At 68.7% G+C, this 16,544-nt stretch carries 16 protein-coding genes; 6 read left to right on the forward strand and 10 right to left on the reverse strand.

Translation table 11 applies throughout. From position 1 onward, the window contains the following. Positions 1-222 precede the first annotated feature (222 nt). The 3 genes from ACGFU7_RS06850 to ACGFU7_RS06860 all read left to right on the forward strand — a co-directional run bounded on the left by ACGFU7_RS06850 (position 223) and on the right by ACGFU7_RS06860 (position 4,323). Complete coding sequence (locus tag ACGFU7_RS06850) at positions 223-1,002, forward strand: TetR family transcriptional regulator (protein ID WP_393693558.1); 780 nt, start codon at positions 223-225, stop codon at positions 1,000-1,002. 372 nt (positions 1,003-1,374) lie between these two features. Beyond that, positions 1,375-1,683: a heavy-metal-associated domain-containing protein gene (locus tag ACGFU7_RS06855; RefSeq protein WP_393693055.1), complete on the forward strand. Its 309-nt coding sequence runs from the start codon at positions 1,375-1,377 to the stop codon at positions 1,681-1,683. A 120-nt stretch (positions 1,684-1,803) separates the two neighbouring features. Further along, on the forward strand, positions 1,804-4,323 hold the full coding sequence (locus ACGFU7_RS06860) for a heavy metal translocating P-type ATPase (RefSeq protein WP_393693057.1): 2,520 nt from the start codon (positions 1,804-1,806) through the stop codon (positions 4,321-4,323). Between the two features lie 504 nt (positions 4,324-4,827). Here the strand turns inward: ACGFU7_RS06860 and ACGFU7_RS06865 are convergent. The 4 genes from ACGFU7_RS06865 to ACGFU7_RS06880 all read right to left on the reverse strand — a co-directional run bounded on the left by ACGFU7_RS06865 (position 4,828) and on the right by ACGFU7_RS06880 (position 9,627). Continuing rightward, a complete protein-coding gene (locus tag ACGFU7_RS06865) occupies positions 4,828-6,117 on the reverse strand; it encodes a citrate synthase (RefSeq protein ID WP_393693059.1) in 1,290 nt (429 codons plus the stop codon). A gap of 129 nt (positions 6,118-6,246) precedes the next feature. Beyond that, on the reverse strand, positions 6,247-8,547 hold the full coding sequence (locus tag ACGFU7_RS06870) for an ATP-dependent RecD-like DNA helicase (RefSeq protein WP_393693061.1): 2,301 nt from the start codon (positions 8,545-8,547) through the stop codon (positions 6,247-6,249). 63 nt (positions 8,548-8,610) lie between these two features. Next, on the reverse strand, positions 8,611-9,123 hold the full coding sequence (locus ACGFU7_RS06875; RefSeq protein WP_393693062.1) for a DinB family protein: 513 nt from the start codon (positions 9,121-9,123) through the stop codon (positions 8,611-8,613). A gap of 60 nt (positions 9,124-9,183) precedes the next feature. Then, positions 9,184-9,627, reverse strand: coding sequence for a hypothetical protein (locus ACGFU7_RS06880; RefSeq protein ID WP_393693064.1), 444 nt, complete (start codon positions 9,625-9,627; stop codon positions 9,184-9,186). Positions 9,628-9,800: 173 nt separating this feature from the next. Between ACGFU7_RS06880 and ACGFU7_RS06885 the strand changes: the two genes are divergently transcribed. Continuing rightward, positions 9,801-10,307 carry a DUF6584 family protein gene (locus tag ACGFU7_RS06885; protein ID WP_393693066.1) on the forward strand — a complete coding sequence of 169 codons (507 nt, stop codon included), beginning with the start codon at positions 9,801-9,803 and terminating at the stop codon, positions 10,305-10,307. 311 nt (positions 10,308-10,618) lie between these two features. Here ACGFU7_RS06885 and ACGFU7_RS06890 read toward each other — a convergent pair whose 3' ends face one another. Then, positions 10,619-10,972: a hypothetical protein gene (locus ACGFU7_RS06890; RefSeq protein ID WP_393693068.1), complete on the reverse strand. Its 354-nt coding sequence runs from the start codon at positions 10,970-10,972 to the stop codon at positions 10,619-10,621. Further along, complete coding sequence (locus ACGFU7_RS06895) at positions 10,969-11,253, reverse strand: hypothetical protein (protein WP_393693070.1); 285 nt, start codon at positions 11,251-11,253, stop codon at positions 10,969-10,971. The genes ACGFU7_RS06890 and ACGFU7_RS06895 overlap by 4 nt, the downstream gene beginning before the upstream one ends. Before the next feature lie 139 nt (positions 11,254-11,392). Here ACGFU7_RS06895 and ACGFU7_RS06900 point away from each other — a divergent pair, with 139 nt between their 5' ends. Both ACGFU7_RS06900 and ACGFU7_RS06905 read left to right on the forward strand, forming a co-directional pair. Continuing rightward, complete coding sequence (locus ACGFU7_RS06900; RefSeq protein WP_393693071.1) at positions 11,393-12,217, forward strand: helix-turn-helix domain-containing protein; 825 nt, start codon at positions 11,393-11,395, stop codon at positions 12,215-12,217. Then, a complete protein-coding gene (locus ACGFU7_RS06905; protein ID WP_393693073.1) occupies positions 12,204-12,428 on the forward strand; it encodes a DUF397 domain-containing protein in 225 nt (74 codons plus the stop codon). Before ACGFU7_RS06900 ends, ACGFU7_RS06905 begins: the two co-directional genes overlap by 14 nt. A gap of 53 nt (positions 12,429-12,481) precedes the next feature. Here the strand turns inward: ACGFU7_RS06905 and ACGFU7_RS06910 are convergent, their stop codons facing one another. From ACGFU7_RS06910 to ACGFU7_RS06925, 4 genes are all read right to left on the reverse strand, one after another. Further along, on the reverse strand, positions 12,482-12,841 hold the full coding sequence (locus tag ACGFU7_RS06910; protein ID WP_393693075.1) for a hypothetical protein: 360 nt from the start codon (positions 12,839-12,841) through the stop codon (positions 12,482-12,484). Positions 12,842-13,360: 519 nt separating this feature from the next. Then, the gene (locus ACGFU7_RS06915) at positions 13,361-14,188 is read right to left on the reverse strand and encodes a sugar phosphate isomerase/epimerase family protein (protein WP_393693077.1); all 828 of its coding nucleotides are present in this window, start codon (positions 14,186-14,188) and stop codon (positions 13,361-13,363) included. Next, positions 14,185-15,327 (reverse strand): dihydrodipicolinate synthase family protein, encoded by a 1,143-nt coding sequence (locus ACGFU7_RS06920; RefSeq protein ID WP_393693079.1) that lies wholly within the window; start codon positions 15,325-15,327, stop codon positions 14,185-14,187. The genes ACGFU7_RS06915 and ACGFU7_RS06920 overlap by 4 nt, the downstream gene beginning before the upstream one ends. Further along, positions 15,324-16,475 carry a Gfo/Idh/MocA family protein gene (locus ACGFU7_RS06925; protein WP_393693080.1) on the reverse strand — a complete coding sequence of 384 codons (1,152 nt, stop codon included), beginning with the start codon at positions 16,473-16,475 and terminating at the stop codon, positions 15,324-15,326. Before ACGFU7_RS06925 ends, ACGFU7_RS06920 begins: the two co-directional genes overlap by 4 nt. Positions 16,476-16,544 lie beyond the last annotated feature (69 nt).

The raw sequence follows: 16,544 nt of genomic DNA on the forward strand, positions 1-16,544 counted from the left end.
CACAAGGCAGCATGGATCAGTCGTTGCCAATTACACTGGCAAACACGAGTCATCGCTCGCGTTTCATCAAGAATGCGAGCGACCACTCGCGTTTGTCAACCGCGTCATGAAAGCTGGGGATTGACCGTGTCGGAGGTCGGAGCGAAGGGCACCGAAGGCGCCAGGGGCACGGGGGACGCCGCGGACCGGTCAGGCACGAGCGGCACCGGAGGCACGGGCGGCATCGCCGGCGGCACAGGCAGCACCGACAAAGCGGGAAGCGCTCGCAGCGCAGGCAGCACCGACAGCCCCCGTAGCGCGGGCAACGCCGACAGCACAGGAGGTGCAGGCAACGTCGGCAGCGCACGCCCCGAAGCAGCCGCCGGCGCCACCCGCCCCCGCCGCCGCCAGGCCCGCGGCGAAGCCCGTATCGCGCAGCTCCTCAAAGCGGCTGCCAGCGTCTTCTGCACAACCGGCTACACCGCGGCGAGCACCAACGCCATCGCCCGCGAGGCCGGCGTCTCACCGGGCACGCTCTACCAGTTCTTCCCCAACAAGGAGGCCATCGCCGTCGAGCTCGGCGACCAACTCCTGAACCGCTGGCGGGAGACGTACGGCGCCGCATTCCTTCCGGACCATCTGACGCTCCCGCTGGACCGGATGCTGGATGCCGTCCTCGACCCGCTGATCGCCTTCAACTGTGAGAATCCGGCCTTCACGGTCCTGATGCACGGTTCCGAGCTCCCCGGAATGATCACCCAGGGGCACGACGCGCTGCACATGACCATGCTCGACCGCGTAGAAACGATCCTCGGCGGCTACCTGCCGGACACCCCGCCCGCCCAAATCACCCGTATCGCCAACATGATCTTCATCCTCTTCAAGGGCGGGCTCGCCCTGATCATGGCTCACGAGGGCGACGAGCGGGACGCGTACGCCAGGGAGTTGAAGACCGTGTTGTTCCGTTACCTGGAGCCACTGGTCGGCACCGCCCTGCTCTCCACTCCCCCGAATGCCCCATAACCCCACAGGCCACTCTGCGCGCCCTACTGGAGACCGAGGTGCTCGCACCGTTCGGGCACGGCCTCCGGACGGTGATCGCCGATGGCGTCCCGTTCTCCTTCCGGAGGCCGAACGGGCGTTTCCGCTTCGCCGCGCCCGCGATCGCCACATACCTCGGCGTCGCCGTGCTGCACTCACCCTGGGACTCGATGCACTGCATCGATCCGGCTCGTCGCACCGGCCTGCCTGCAGCCGCCGGCGCGGAGCGCGCGCGGACAGCGGGGCGGTCGCATTCATACCCCCTAGGGGTATAGTGTGATGAGTGTTGGGGCACACCGGGTCTCCCGGGATTCCCGGCACCACACCCTTGCGCTCGTCGAAGAGGAGAACACCATGACCGCCGAGACCCAGCTCCCCCAGGCCACCGGCTCCTGCTGCTCGCCCAGCGGCTCCTGCCACGACGGTGCGGACTCCGGCGCCCCGGCGGACGGGGTGACCACCGTCTACCAGGTGTCCGGCATGACCTGCGGACACTGCGAAGGCGCCGTCTCCGAGGAGATCTCCGGCATCGATGGTGTCACCTCGGTGAAGGCCGTCGCCTCCACCGGCCAGGTGACCGTCGTCTCCCGGGCCCCGCTGGCCGAGGACGTCGTGCGCGCCGCGGTCGACGAGGCCGGCTACGAGCTCGCCGGCCGGGCCTGAACGCCATCGGGGCACACCCGATACGCCGGATACACCCGTATCACCCCCTTTGCCGCCGGGCCGGACCGACCAGCAGATACTGGTGGGGTACGGCCCGGTCGGCGTTTCAGGAGTTCGGACATGCACAGCGCAACAGAGGCCGCGACCCCGGCAGCGGAGAGTTCGCGGGCCGAACTCACGATCGGCGGGATGACCTGCGCCTCCTGCGCGGCCCGCGTCGAGAAGAAGCTCAACCGGATGGACGGCGTCACCGCCACCGTCAACTACGCGACCGAGAAGGCCCGTGTTGCCTTCGGTCCGGGAACCGACCTCGCGGATCTGATCGCCACGGTCGAGAAGACCGGCTATACGGCGCAGTCGGTACGCCGCCCTGAACCGACCCCGCCCGCCCCGGCACCGTCCGCCGCACGGGTCACGCCCGCAGACACCCCCGCGAGCGGCGGCCCGCAAAGCGCCCGAGTCCGCGCCGAGCAAGCCGCCGAAAGCCCGACCGAAATCCCGACCGGCACCGAAGCCGGCACCGAAGCTGCCCCTGAGGCCGAGACCGGTGCCAAGGCCGAGAGCGGCGCCGGCGCCGAATCCGGCACCGTGGCCGAATCCGGCGCCGTGGCCGAATCCGGCGCCGAATCCGGCATCTACGCCGACGACCCCGCCGAGCGGAAGGCCGCCGACGCCCTCGCCTCGCTGCGTCAGCGTCTGATCGTCTCGGCCGTCCTCGCCGCCCCCGTCGTCGTGCTCGCGATGGTCCCCGCCCTCCAGTTCGACAACTGGCAGTGGCTCTCCCTCACCCTCGCCGCCCCCGTCGTCGTCTGGGGCGGACTGCCCTTCCACCGCGCCACCTGGACCAATCTCCGGCACGGCGCGGCCACCATGGACACCCTGGTCTCGGTCGGCACCCTCGCCGCCTTCGGCTGGTCCCTGTGGGCGCTGTTCTTCGGCGACGCGGGCATGACCGGGATGCGGCACGGCTTCGACTTCACGGTCTCGCGGGCCGATGGTTCGTCCACCATCTATCTGGAGGTCGCGGCCGGCGTCGTCACCTTCATCCTGCTGGGCCGCCATCTGGAAGCGAAGTCCAAGCGGAAGGCCGGTTCCGCCCTGCGCGCGCTGATGCACCTGGGTGCGAAGGACGTCTCCGTCCTCCGGGGCGGCACGGAGGTACGTATCCCCGTCGGCCGGCTCACCGTCGGCGACCGCTTCGTCGTCCGCCCAGGCGAGAAGATCGCCACCGACGGCACCGTGGTCGAGGGCGCGTCCGCCGTGGACGCCTCCATGCTCACCGGCGAGTCCGTCCCCGTCGATGCGGGCGTGGGCGACTCCGTCACCGGGGCCACCGTGAACGTCTCCGGCCGGCTTGTCGTCGAAGCGACCCGGGTCGGCGCCGACACCCAGCTGGCCCGGATGGCGAAGCTCGTCGAGGACGCCCAGAACGGCAAGGCCGAGGTGCAGCGCCTCGCCGACCGGATCTCCGCGGTCTTCGTCCCCGTGGTGCTGGTGCTCGCGGTGGCCACCCTGATCGTGTGGCTGCTCGTCACGGGCGACGTGACCGCCGCGTTCACCGCCGCCGTCGCCGTACTGATCATCGCCTGCCCCTGCGCCCTGGGCCTCGCCACTCCGACCGCCCTCATGGTCGGTACGGGGCGCGGCGCCCAGCTCGGCATCCTGATCAAGGGCCCCGAGGTCCTGGAGACCACCCGTCGCGTCGACACGATCGTCCTCGACAAGACCGGCACGGTCACCACCGGCCGGATGACGCTCCAGGGCATCCACCCCGCACCCGGCACCGACGAGACCCGGCTTCTGCGGCTGGCCGGCGCGCTGGAGCACTCCTCCGAGCACCCCATCGCCCAGGCCGTCGCCGCCGGAGCCGCTGAACGCATCGGCGGCCCCCTGCCCGTCCCCGAGGACTTCGCCAACATCGCGGGCCTCGGCGTACGCGGCACGGTCGACGGGCACCAGGTACTGGTCGGCCGCCCGCAATTGCTCGCCGACGCGGGCATCGACGTCCCCGAGGCCCTGTCCCGCGCCGTGGCGGACGCGGCGGCCCGGGGCCGTACAGCAATCACGGTCGCCTGGGACGGGCAGGCGCGCGGCGTCCTCGCCGTCGCCGACGCGGTCAAGGAGTCCAGCGCGGCAGCCGTCGCCGAGCTGCGCGCGCTCGGCCTCCATCCCGTTCTGCTGACCGGCGACAACCGGGCCGTGGCGGACGCCGTGGCCCACGCGGTCGGGATCGACGAGGTCCACGCCGAGGTCCTGCCCGAGGAGAAGGTCCACGTCATCGAGCGGCTCCGGGCCCAGGGGCGCTCCGTCGCCATGGTCGGCGACGGGGTCAACGACGCGGCCGCACTCGCCACCGCCGATCTCGGCCTGGCGATGGGGACCGGTACGGACGCCGCGATCGAGGCGAGCGATCTCACCCTCGTTCGTGGAGATCTCAAGGTGGCGGCCGACGCCATCCGGCTCTCCCGGCGCACCCTGGCCACCATCAAGGGCAATCTCCTCTGGGCATTCGGTTATAACGTCGCCGTCCTGCCCCTTGCGGCATTTGGCCTGCTCAACCCTATGATTGCGGGAGCGGCGATGGCGTTCTCATCGGTCTTCGTCGTGACGAACAGCCTGCGGTTGCGCTCCTTCACGTAACTTCCACAAAGAGATTTAGATCACACCGGTTTCAGGGTAACCATCCGGTGGGTTCGCGAGTCTAAGAGTGCGATGCCAAGGATGTCTTGGGGGACGTCCGTCGAAGTGTCTTGGGGGATGCTTCGGGCAAGCGTTGGCCGGGGCACGTGCACCGGGGAGCTTTGAGCGGCCCTCCCGTGCGTACGTACCCCGGCAGACCGCACTGGAAGTACAAGTGAAGAGCGCAGCTCGCAGTAGGTGAGGAGCGCCCAGGAGCTTCGGCTCCCGCAGACGCCCGGCCGGATCCCGTGGGGGGAATCCGCTCCGGGATATGGGAAGCGCCTCGCTGTCGGCCCGTGGGGGGATCGATGGCGGGGCGCTTCTCGCTGTCTGCCCGGCGGGGGTCGGCGATGAAGAGCCGAGCACGCAAATCGCCCCGGACACCGCGCTCTGTGCGAAAGCGCGGTACTCGGGGCGAAGACGACCGGCCTCGGCGGCCGGGGTGGTGCAGGGGCGGTACGGGGCTCAGCGGCCCTCGACCGGGACGAAGTCGCGCAGGACCTCGCCGGTGTAGATCTGGCGCGGGCGGCCGATGCGGGAACCCGGCTCCTTGATCATCTCGTGCCACTGGGCGATCCAGCCGGGGAGCCGGCCGATCGCGAAGAGCACGGTGAACATCTCGCTCGGGAAGCCCATGGCCCGGTAGATCAGACCCGTGTAGAAGTCCACGTTGGGGTAGAGGTTGCGCGAGACGAAGTAGTCGTCGGAGAGCGCGTGCTCCTCCAGCTTGAGCGCGATGTCGAGCAGCTCGTCGGACTTGCCGAGCGACGACAGCACGTCGTGGGCCGCGGCCTTAATAATCTTGGCGCGCGGGTCGAAGGACTTGTACACCCGGTGGCCGAAGCCCATCAGGCGGACGCCGTCCTCCTTGTTCTTCACCTTGCGGATGAAGGAGTCGACATCGCCGCCGTTGGCCTGGATGCCTTCCAGCATCTCCAGCACCGACTGGTTGGCGCCACCGTGCAGCGGGCCCCACAGCGCCGAGATACCGGCGGAGATCGAGGCGAACATGTTCGCCTGCGAGGAGCCGACCAGACGCACGGTGGAGGTCGAACAGTTCTGCTCGTGGTCCGCGTGCAGGATGAGCAGCTTGTCGAGCGCGGAGACGACGACCGGGTCCAGTTCGTACTCCTGGGCGGGGACCGAGAAGGTCATGCGCAGGAAGTTCTCGACGTACCCGAGGTCGTTGCGCGGGTAGACGAAGGGGTGGCCGATCGACTTCTTGTACGCGTACGCCGCGATCGTCGGCAGCTTGGCCAGCAGCCGGATCGTCGAGAGGTGGCGCTGCTCCTCGTCGAACGGGTTGTGGCTGTCCTGGTAGAACGTGGACAGCGCGCTGACGACCGAGGACAGCATGGCCATCGGGTGGGCGTCGCGCGGGAAGCCGTCGAAGAACCGCTTGACGTCTTCGTGCAGCAGCGTGTGCTGGGTGATCTCGTTCTTGAAGGTCGACAGCTCGTCGACCTTGGGAAGCTCACCGTTGATGAGCGTGTACGCGACCTCGAGGAACGTCGAGCGCTCGGCGAGCTGCTCGATCGGGTAGCCGCGGTAGCGCAGGATGCCCTTCTCACCATCGAGATAGGTGATGGCGGATTTATACGCTGCGGTGTTGCCGTATCCGCTGTCCAGCGTGACCAGGCCCGTATTGGCCCGGAGCTTCCCGATGTCGAAGCCCTTGTCGCCGACGGTGCTGTCGATCACCGGGTAGGTGTACTCGCCATCGCCGTACCGCAGTACTACAGAGTTGTCGCTCACGTCATCCCTCACCGACGTAGTGCCTCTTCTTCGAGGTTCCCTGACTGTCTCCACCCTCCCCCATTTGGCTCAGGAGAGTGCACTCGGGGTCGTCCATTGGACCTACTCGCGGCACTCAGTGCCGCGAACTTACTCATCCTGCCCCCTTGACACCGGTTCCGGAAGACCTCCGTGATGTTTCCCACCGATTTGATCGATCATTTTTTCCGCGGATCCTCCGCCCGGACCCCCCGACAGCCGGTAATCCAGCGCCGTACAGCGTCTGCCTGCGGAAACTGTGCGGACCGCCTGGCCGATCGCCTGCCGCGAGCCGACCAGCACGACGAGCTTCTTCGCCCTGGTCACGGCGGTGTACAGCAGGTTCCGCTGGAGCATCATCCAGGCGCTCTTGGTGACGGGGATGACGACGGCCGGGTACTCGCTGCCCTGGGAGCGGTGGATCGTCATGGCGTACGCGTGGGCCAGCTCGTCCAGCTCGTCGAAGTCGTACGGAATCTCCTCGTCCTCGTCCGTGAGGACGGTCAGCTTCTGCTCATCCAGGTCGAGGGCGGTGACGACGCCGACCGTGCCGTTGAAGACGCCGTTCTCCCCCTTGTCGTAGTTGTTGCGGATCTGGGTGACCTTGTCGCCGACCCGGAAGACCCGGCCGCCGAACCGCTTCTCGGGCACGTCGGGCCGGGCCGGGGTGATGGCCTGCTGGAGGAGTCCGTTGAGCGTGCCCGCACCGGCCGGGCCGCGGTGCATCGGGGCCAGGACCTGTACGTCACGCCGCGCGTCGAGCCCGAATTTGGCCGGAATACGGCGGGCGGCGACGTCCACCGCGAGCACGCCCGCGTCCTCCGTCTCGTCCTCCACGAAGAGGAAGAAGTCCTTGAGGCCCTGGGTGAGGGGCGGTACGCCGGAGTTGATCCGGTGCGCGTTGGTGACGACTCCGGACTGCTGGGCCTGGCGGAAGATCGTGGTCAGCCGGACCGCCGGAACGGGGCCGCTGTCGGCGAGCAGGTCGCGCAGCACCTCCCCCGCGCCGACCGACGGCAGCTGGTCGACATCCCCGACGAGCAGCAGATGGGCACCGGGTGCCACCGCCTTCAGTAGCTTGTTGGCGAGCAGCAGATCCAGCATCGATGCCTCGTCGACGACGACGAGATCGGCGTCCAGCGGACGGTCCCGGTCGTACGCGGCATCGCCCCCCGGCTTCAGTTCGAGCAGCCGGTGCACGGTGGACGCCTCGGCCCCCGTCAGCTCGGAAAGCCGCTTGGCCGCCCTCCCTGTGGGCGCGGCCAGCACCACCTTGGCCTTCTTGGCACGCGCCAGCTCCACGATGGACCGTACAGTGAACGACTTCCCGCAGCCGGGCCCACCGGTCAGGACGGCGACCTTACGGCTGAGCGCGAGCCGGACCGCGGCCTCCTGTTCGGGAGCCAGCTTCGCCCCCGTACGGCCCGCGAGCCAGATCAACGCCTTGCCCCAGTCCACGTCGGCGAAGGCCGGCATCCGTTCCTCCGGTGTCCGCAGCAGCCGCTGCACCTGCGCGGCGAGCGCGACCTCGGCCCGGTGGAAGGGCACCAGGTAGACGGCGGTGACCGGCTCGCCGCCCTCGGGCGAGGGCACCTTCTCCCGTACGACGCCTTCCGGGTCCTCGGCCAGTTCGGCGAGGCACTCGATGACCAGTCCCGTATCGACCTGGAGCAGCTTCACCCCGTCGGCGATCAGCCGCTCCTCGGGGAGGAAGCAGTGGCCCTGGTCGGTGGATTGCGACAGCGCGTACTGCAGCCCGGCCTTCACCCGCTCCGGGCTGTCGTGCGGGATGCCGACGGCCTGGGCGATCTTGTCGGCGGTGAGGAAGCCGATGCCCCAGACGTCGGCGGCCAGCCGGTAGGGCTGGTTCTTCACGACGGAGATCGACGCGTCCTCGTACTTCTTGTAGATACGGACGGCGATGGAGGTGGAGACCCCGACCCCCTGGAGGAAGACCATCACCTCCTTGATCGCCTTCTGCTCCTCCCAGGCCGCGGCGATCATCTTCGTCCGCTTCGGCCCGAGACCGGGCACCTCGACCAGCCGCTTCGGCTGCTGCTCGATGATGTCGAGGGTGTCGACCCCGAAGTGCGTGGTGATCCTGTCCGCCATCACCGGGCCGATGCCCTTGATCAGGCCGGAGCCGAGGTACCGGCGGATGCCCTGGATGGTGGCGGGGAGGATCGTCGTGTAGTTCTCGACGGTGAACTGCTTGCCGTACTGGGAGTGCGAGCTCCAGCGCCCCTCCATGCGCAGCGATTCACCGGGCTGCGCACCGAGCAGCGAACCGACCACGGTGAGCAGATCGTTGGCACCGCGCCCGGTGTCGACGCGCGCGACCGTGTACCCGTTCTCCTCGTTGGCGTAGGTGATCCGCTCCAGGACCCCTTCGAGGACGGCCATGTTGGACATGGACCGACGCTATCGGCTCACACTGACAACCCCGGCCCGGCCCCCTCGCACGATCGTCGGCTCTCAGACCCCCGTCCGGCCGTCGATGCGCTCGCGGATGAGGTCGGCGTGCCCGCAGTGGCGGGCGTACTCACCGATCATGTGCGTGTAGATCCAACGCAGGGTGACCTGCCCGCCCATGAACGGGCTGGTGTCGTCGAGTGACCGGGCGGCGCAGTTCGCCCTGGCCCGCTCCACCTCGGACTGCCATATCGACAGCGCCGTGTCGTAACCGGCGCCCTCGGCGAGATCGAACCCGCCGTCGCTCGCCGACGGGTCGGCGTCGGGGGTGAAGATCGGCGGCGCGTCCTCCTGGACCAGGACCCGACAAAACCAGTTCCGCTCGACCTCCGCCATGTGCTGGACGAGGCCGAGCAGGCTGATCGGCGAGGGCTCCACGGATGCCTCACGCAACCGCTCGTCGTCGAGTCCCTCGCACTTCCGGGCAAGGGTGGTGCGGTAGAAGTCCAGCCAACTCGTCAGCGAGGTCCGCTCGTCGGCGTCCAGGGGCGGCATGGCGCGCTCGGGAGTACTCATGGACGACACCCTGGCACGAGGGTCCGACAGCGGCAGTGATCACCGGGGCTGCCGCCGCGCTCACACACGGCGGGGTTCGGGCTGGATGACGTCCTTCGTCAACGGCCACGGAGTCGCGGCTGACCAGCCGACGACCGGCATGGTCTCGTCATAGTGCGACGCGAAGTCGGCGCACACCAGCGCGGGCATGCGGTAATCGGAGTCGCGGACGTGGGCCAGGAACGTTTCGGGCAGGGCAACGTGATGCGTCGCGAGGTAATGCGAGAAGTCCTGCCGCCACAGCCAGGACCCGTCCGTGACCAGCGACGAGCACCCTGCGGAATAGCGGTGCGGAAGCCCGGTGAGGACGTCCCGCCCGGCTTCCATCACGTCCAGCAGCACATGACCAGCATCCAAATAGGCCACGATCTCGCCCTCGTCGGCCTCGCCGGCAGGACGCACGGCGTCACGCAGCCGGCCGTTCGGCCGCACCCCCGCGTCATTGAACTCGTCGTAGAAGCCCAACAGCCCCAACACCGCACCGACCTCCCCTACGCATGTGCGCCCACGTTGTCGGACCACCCTCGGCCGCATCGAGCGCACTTCCGACCATGCACAGAAGCTACAACCGGCCGGTCTCCGGGCACCTTGAAATAATTCACTCACACACATCCGCGGGCACGCCTGATGATGTGCACATGGCACTGAAGGAGACGCTGGAGCGCGTGGACGCGGACCTCGCCGCGGGACGTGTGCCCATGGCCCGCCAACGACTGCGCGGACTGGTCTCGTCCTACCCGCACTACCCGGCTCTGCGCCGACGCCTGGCCGAGATCTACCGGATGTACGGCGACCCTGCCGAGGCCGGCCGTTGGACGTACCTCGAAGAGGACAGGCTCCCGGAAGAGGTCGCCGCGTTCGAGAAGAGGTACAGCGACCCGGTGCGCCGGATGCGCACCCTGGCCTGGCAAGGCCCGGAATCGGCGGCCGGCTCCCCCTTCGTCGAGGAGCAGTTGGCAACCGTGCGGACCGCCGCCTCCGAGGCCCTCGGCCATCCGGTCACCTGGGACACCCTCGCCGAGGTACGGGGTGACGCGCCGGAGGCCGGGTCGTTCCGCCGGTCCCTGGCGGCCGTGGGCTGCGCGCTCTTGGCGATCGTGTTCGTTGCGATCTGGGTGAACGGGTTCCTCGACCTCTTCCGCTGACAGCGAATGCCTCGAAGCCACCCGTGGCTACGCCACCGCCCCTGTCCGCGACGCCGCCGTGCCCGGTGTCGGCGCGGGCGACGGTGTACCCGTTCTCCTCGTTGGCGTAGGTGATGCGCTCAAGCACACCTTCGGGGACGGCCGGCATCGACCATCTTGCGGGCGTAGGCGATGTTCGTGGTGAACGCCTCGAACTGGCTGGTGCGCGGCCCGGGAATGGCCCTCCGTAAGCCCCCGTACTGTCACATGTTCGCTGAGCTGCGTGAACAGGTTTGGTGACAGCCCGGGAGCTCGTCAAGCGGTTGGCCGACTCACCGGTTGTCGATGTCCGGTTCTCGATGCGCTGGCCGGTCGCTGTCCAGAACGGACGCACTCGCGTCCTGTCGCGAACCCCGGCTCTCCGCGACCCGCTTGACCTCCTGCAACGACTCGCTCAGCCGGCTGGCGAGGAAGTGGAGCTCCGGGCCCGTGACCCGTCGGTCCGCCAGAAGGTCGGCGGCGTGGCCGAGCAGGTCGTCCGCCATGCCGAGTTGGACGCTCTCGATACCGTCGGCCATCCGTGACACATAGCCGGTGCCGTCCCCCAGGACGTAACTCGGCTTGCCCTCCGCCCCTGTCCAGGGCAGCAACCTGAACGTGTGGCGTTCGCCCTGCTCCCCGTTCACGCGGCGACCTCGGCTCGGCGAAGGGGCTGGGGCCTGATGTCCACACCGCGCACGGCGATCCACAACGTGCGCCGCCGACGCCGCGCCTCGGCCATCCGCCGCTCGTGCACTTCGAGATACGGACGGACCAGCGGGCTGTCCTCCCCGCGCGGCGGACGCTCACCGGTACGGCGGGCGGTGGGACCGGCCACGTATACGCAGGAGTATGGATGGACGGTGGCGGGTGCCGGACGCACCAGCCGCACCAGCGACTCGGTGAACCGGCGGACGAGATCCTTCATGTCGGCGTGCTCTCCTTCTGACTTACCCACGAACGGATGCGTTCTGTGGCGAACTCATCACAGAATGGGTTCAGGCGTGGCTACGCTCCAGAGGTTCGGGCTTGACAGCCCGCCGGTCAGGCAAGGGAGTTGAGGCTGGATGGCGATGAACCGGAAGCCGCGTACGCCGAGGGAGAAGTACGGGGAGGAGCTGAGGCTGCGGCGGACGGCTGCGGGCCTGACTCAGGAGGCCCTGGGTGATCAGGTGGTGTGCTCGCCGACGCTGATCAGTCATTACGAGGCGGGGCGGCGGCTGCCGAAGCCGGATGACGCGCACCGCCTCGACATCGCGTTGCGGACTGACGGCTTCTTCGTCCGCTGGCTGGATGACTTGGACTCGAAGTTCGCCCAGTACTTCGCGGCAGTCGCCGAGTTGGAGCGTGAGGCTACGGAGATCCGCCAGTACGCCGCGTCTCTCATCCCCGGCCTGCTCCAGACGGACGCATACGCCCGTGCCGTGTTCCAGGCATATCACCCCAACTTCCGCGCGGAAGAACTTGACGAGTTCGTTGTCAACCGCTTGGAGCGCGGCCGGCTGCTCACCAAGTCATCGACTCCGGTTGCCTGGACACTGCTCGACGAAGCCGCGCTCAGGCGCCGCATCGGCGGGCCACACGTCATGGCGCAACAGCTGCACAAGGTGGCAGACATGGCCGAGTCCGGTCGCCTGCGCCTGCACGTGCTGACTTTCGCATCAGGAGCACACGCACTCCTGGAAAGCATGGTCTACCTGCTGAACTTCGCGGATGCCGCTCCGATCTCGTACGTCGAGGGTCTTCGCACTGGACATCTGATGGACGATCCGGCGCTGGTCGAGGCGTGTCACACGTCCTACACTCTCGCCTTGGGCGACGCGGCCCCGCATCAGGAGTCAGTGGCCCTCGTCAGAGCCATCGCGGAGGAGCACGAGCATGCACAGCACTGAGCCCACCATCGTTGACGGCAGGGCGCTGACCGGGTGGCGCAAGTCCAGCTACAGCGGAGGCTCCAACGGCGAGTGCCTTGAGGTCGCCGACGGCTACGACACCGTCCCCGTACGCGACAGCAAGACCCCGAGCGGCCCCGCACTCGTCTTCTCCGCCGACGGGTGGTCGTCGTTCATCGCTGCGGTCAAGGGCAACCGCATCACGGTCTGACGCGTTCCATGCCTCGCAACCGATCGACCTGGGCGAACGGATGCGAGGCATTGTCACGCACCCCCGAGAAACCCTTCACGCACGGTCGGATCGCATAGCAGGCCCAGCACGTCGTCCTCGCCGTCGAAAAGGCTCTCGGCGACCGGGAGGACGGACTGGTGGAACATCGCGGCCAGTACATCCACCAGCGGGCGGTCCCAGGCGATGCGGACCACGTCCCGCGCCTTGTCGTGCTGTCCCCTGTGCATGGCAATCCACCACTGAATGAGGAAGAGGCCCGCGGTTCGGTACGCATAGAGGCGTCCCTTGAGCAGTGAGCCTCGATTGAGCCCGAACACATCAATGCTGTCGATTCCTTGAGGACTCAACGCTTCGTATCGTCCTGCGCCCAGAATCGAGTGAAGGTGCTCCAACGGGTCCTGGATCGCCGGATCCAGAAGCAGCGGGTGTCCGTCCTCATCGCGCGGGAAGGTGTGCCGCTTTTACGCGGAGAACGCGGCAAGTTTCGAACCGCTGGACGCCGCCGACGAGGAAGGCTACAAAGCCGGGCTCCTATGGTTGGAACGGCTGCGCTCTGCGTACGATCGCGGCCTCGCACCGTCCGAGGCCCTGAGTCGGCTGGCCGACCTGCCGGACGAAAACGGGTCCGGGCACGTCGATGCGGCGGTGGCTCCGGACCGAACGGACCTCGATTCGCTGCGGGAGCTGGCGGCCGGTCACTGAGCAGGGAGCTCAACTCTTTGTGACGGTCCCGACCATGCGAAACGGGGCCCGGTCAGAAGACCGGACCCCCCTCGCTTTCCCCCTCCGTCGGTGCTTCCCGATCCCCCCGGATCCCTCCCCGGAAGCGACCGACGCCAGATATGACCCGGCAGGGTGCCGAACGGTTGCACGTCTTGGCGATCTCTTTACCCTGGCGGCAAAATGCCTTCTCAGCAGGCGTGTTCGGCGTACCGGGACGCGACCTCCGCGAGGACTTCGGCGCCGTCCCGGGCCCAGAGGTTCTCGTTGAAGATCTCCACCTCGATGGGGCCGTCGAAGCCGGTGGCCTCGACCAGCGAACGGAACGCGCGGAAGTCCACGGCCCCGTCGCCCAATTGCCCCCGGCCGACCAGGACGCCCGCCGGAAGCGGGGTGATCCAGTCCGCAAGTTGGAAGGAGTGGATACGGCCGCCCGCGCCCGCCCGGGCGATCTGCGCGGCCGCCTGGTCGTCCCACCAGATGTGGTACGTGTCGACGACCACCCCGACCTGCTCGGCCGGGAAGCGTTCCGCGATGTCCAGTGCCTGGGAGAGCGTGGAGACGACGCAGCGGTCCGAGGCGAACATCGGGTGCAGCGGTTCGATCGCCAGACGTACACCGCGCTCGGCCGCGTACGGGGCGAGTTCGCCCAGGGCGTCCGCGATGCGTTCGCGGGCGCCGTGCAGGTCCTTGCTGCCCGCCGGGAGGCCGCCGGAGACGAGGACCAGGGTGTCGGTGGACAGGGCCGCCGCCTCGTCGAGCGCGGCACGGTTGTCGTCCAGGGCGCGGGCCCGTTCCGCCGGGTCGAGTGCGGTGAAGAAGCCGCCCCGGCAGAGGCTGGTGACGGAAAGGCCGCAGTCGGCGAGCAGTCGGGCGGTGCGCTCGATGCCGTATTCCTGAACGGGGGCCCGCCACAGGCCGACCTTGTCGATGCCTGCCTTGACGCAGCCCTCGGCGAGCTCGGGCAGCGACCACTGCTTGATGGTCTCCTGGTTGATGGAGAGACGGCCGTCGCTCATCGTGTGCCTCCGTTGACCGCGAGCAGGGCGCGCATCCGGGATTCGGCCAGCTCCGGGTCGGGGAACAGGCCCAGCCGGTCCGCGAGTTCGTACGCCTTCGCCAGATGCGGCAGCGAGCGGGCGGACTGCAGGCCGCCGACCATGGTGAAGTGGTCCTGGTGGCCGGCCAGCCAGGCGAGGAGGACCACGCCCGTCTTGTAGAAGCGGGTGGGCGCCCGGAAGAGGTGGCGGGACAGTTCGACCGTGGGGTCGAGGAGGTCCCGGAAGCCCTTCGCGTCACCCGTGTCGAGGACCCGTACCGCGTGTGCGGCCAGCGGGCCCAGCGGGTCGAAGATGCCGAGCAGGGCGTGGCTGAAGCCCCGGTCGTCGCCCGCGATCAGCTCGGGGTAGTTGAAGTCGTCGCCGGTGTAGCAGCGGACTCCGCTGGGAAGGCGGCGGCGTACGTCGATCTCGCGCTCGGCGTCCAGGAGCGAGATCTTGATGCCGTCGACCTTGTCCGGGTGCTCGGCGATGACCTTCAGGAAGGTGTCGGTGGCGGCGTCGAGGTCCGTCGAACCCCAGTAGCCCTCCAGCGCCGGGTCGAACATCGGGCCGAGCCAGTGCAGGACGACCGGTTCCGAGGCCTGGCGCAGGAGGTGCGCGTACGTCTCCAGGTAGTCCTCGGGCCCCTTTGCGGCGGCGGCGAGCGCGCGGGAGGCCATCAGGATGGCCTGGGCGCCGCTCTCCTCGACGAGGGTGAGCTGCTCCTCGTACGCGGACCGCACCTCGGAGAGGGAGGCGGGGCCGGTGAGTTGGTCGGTACCGACGCCGCAGGCGATGCGGCCGCCGACCGCCTTCGCCTCGGCGGCGGAGCGGCGGATCAGCTCGGCGGCGCCCGCCCAGTCCAGCCCCATGCCGCGCTGGGCGGTGTCCATCGCCTCGGCGACGCCGAGACCGTGCGACCAGAGATGGCGGCGGAAGGCGAGGGTGGCGTCCCAGTCGACGGCGGCCGGTGAGTCGGGGCTGATGTCGGCGTACGGGTCGGCGACGACATGGGCGGCGGAGAAGACCGTACGGGAGGCGAGGGGTGCGCCGCCGGGGGCGAGGTCGAGCGGGGTGGTGCGGGGTTCGTAGGGGCCCTGCGGGAGGTGGATCGTCACAGCGTCAGCTCCGGTACGTCGAAGCGGCGGCCGTCGGCACAGGACTTCAGGCCCAGCTCGGCGAGCTGCACACCGCGGGCGCCGGCCATCAGGTCCCAGGTGTACGGCTCGTCGAGCACGATGTGGCGCAGGAAGAGCTCCCACTGGGCCTTGAAGCCGTTGTCGAAGACGGCGTTGTCGGGGACTTCCTGCCACTGGTCGCGGAACGACTCGGTGACCGGGAGGTCCGGGTTCCAGACCGGCTTGGGGGTGGCCGAGCGGTGCTGGACACGGCAGTTGCGGAGTCCGGCGACGGCGGAGCCGTGGGTTCCGTCGACCTGGAACTCAACGAGCTCGTCGCGGTTGACGCGGACCGTCCAGGAGGAGTTGATCTGCGCGACGGCGCCGCTCTCCAGCTGGAAGATGCCGTATGCGGCGTCGTCCGCGGTGGCGGCGTACGGCTTCCCCTGCTCGTCCCAGCGCTGCGGGATGTGCGTCTGGACGTGCGCCTGGACGGTGGAGACCCGGCCGAACAGCTCGTGGAGCACGTACTCCCAGTGCGGGAACATGTCGACGACGATGCCGCCGCCGTCCTCGGCGCGGTAGTTCCACGACGGGCGCTGGGCCTCCTGCCAGTCGCCCTCGAAGACCCAGTAGCCGAACTCGCCGCGTACGGAAAGGATCTCGCCGAAGAAGCCGCCGTCGATGAGGCGCTTCAGCTTCAGCAGACCCGGCAGGAAGATCTTGTCCTGGACGACACCGTGCTTGATTCCGGCGTCACGGGCCAGGCGGGCCAGCTCCAGGGCGCCCTCGACGTCCGTGGCGGTGGGCTTCTCGGTGTAGATGTGCTTGCCCGCGGCGATCGCCTTCTTGATCGCCTCGACGCGGGCCGACGTGACCTGGGCGTCGAAGTAGATGTCGATGGTGTCGTCCGCGAGGACCGCGTCGAGGTCGGTCGACCACTCGGTCAGACCGTGCTGTGCGGCGAGTTCCTCCAGCGCATGGGCGCGGCGGCCGACCAGAACGGGCTCGGGCCACAGCACGTCGCCGTTGCCGAGAGCGAGGCCGCCCTGCTCGCGGATCGCGAGGATCGAGCGCACCAGGTGCTGCCGGTATCCCATGCGACCCGTGACGCCGTTCATGGCGATGCGCACTGTCCTGCGTGTCACGAAAGTTCCTCCATACAGTCGTAGCAAGCGCTTTCTATCGGTGATGACGCTAGCCTGCCGACAGCGGCC

Source organism: Streptomyces sp. NPDC048473 (assembly GCF_043200155.1).
Taxonomy (GTDB): domain Bacteria; phylum Actinomycetota; class Actinomycetes; order Streptomycetales; family Streptomycetaceae; genus Streptomyces.

Coding starts and splice junctions, on each gene's coding strand:
- ACGFU7_RS06855 (WP_393693055.1), top strand. CDS start 1,375: ATGACCGCCGAGACCCAGCTCCCCCAGGCCACCGGCTCCTGCTGCTCG.
- ACGFU7_RS06860 (WP_393693057.1), top strand. CDS start 1,804: ATGCACAGCGCAACAGAGGCCGCGACCCCGGCAGCGGAGAGTTCGCGG.
- ACGFU7_RS06870 (WP_393693061.1), bottom strand. CDS start 8,547: ATGTCCAACATGGCCGTCCTCGAAGGGGTCCTGGAGCGGATCACCTAC.
- ACGFU7_RS06875 (WP_393693062.1), bottom strand. CDS start 9,123: ATGAGTACTCCCGAGCGCGCCATGCCGCCCCTGGACGCCGACGAGCGG.
- ACGFU7_RS06885 (WP_393693066.1), top strand. CDS start 9,801: ATGGCACTGAAGGAGACGCTGGAGCGCGTGGACGCGGACCTCGCCGCG.
- ACGFU7_RS06895 (WP_393693070.1), bottom strand. CDS start 11,253: ATGAAGGATCTCGTCCGCCGGTTCACCGAGTCGCTGGTGCGGCTGGTG.
- ACGFU7_RS06900 (WP_393693071.1), top strand. CDS start 11,393: ATGGCGATGAACCGGAAGCCGCGTACGCCGAGGGAGAAGTACGGGGAG.
- ACGFU7_RS06905 (WP_393693073.1), top strand. CDS start 12,204: ATGCACAGCACTGAGCCCACCATCGTTGACGGCAGGGCGCTGACCGGG.
- ACGFU7_RS06915 (WP_393693077.1), bottom strand. CDS start 14,188: ATGAGCGACGGCCGTCTCTCCATCAACCAGGAGACCATCAAGCAGTGG.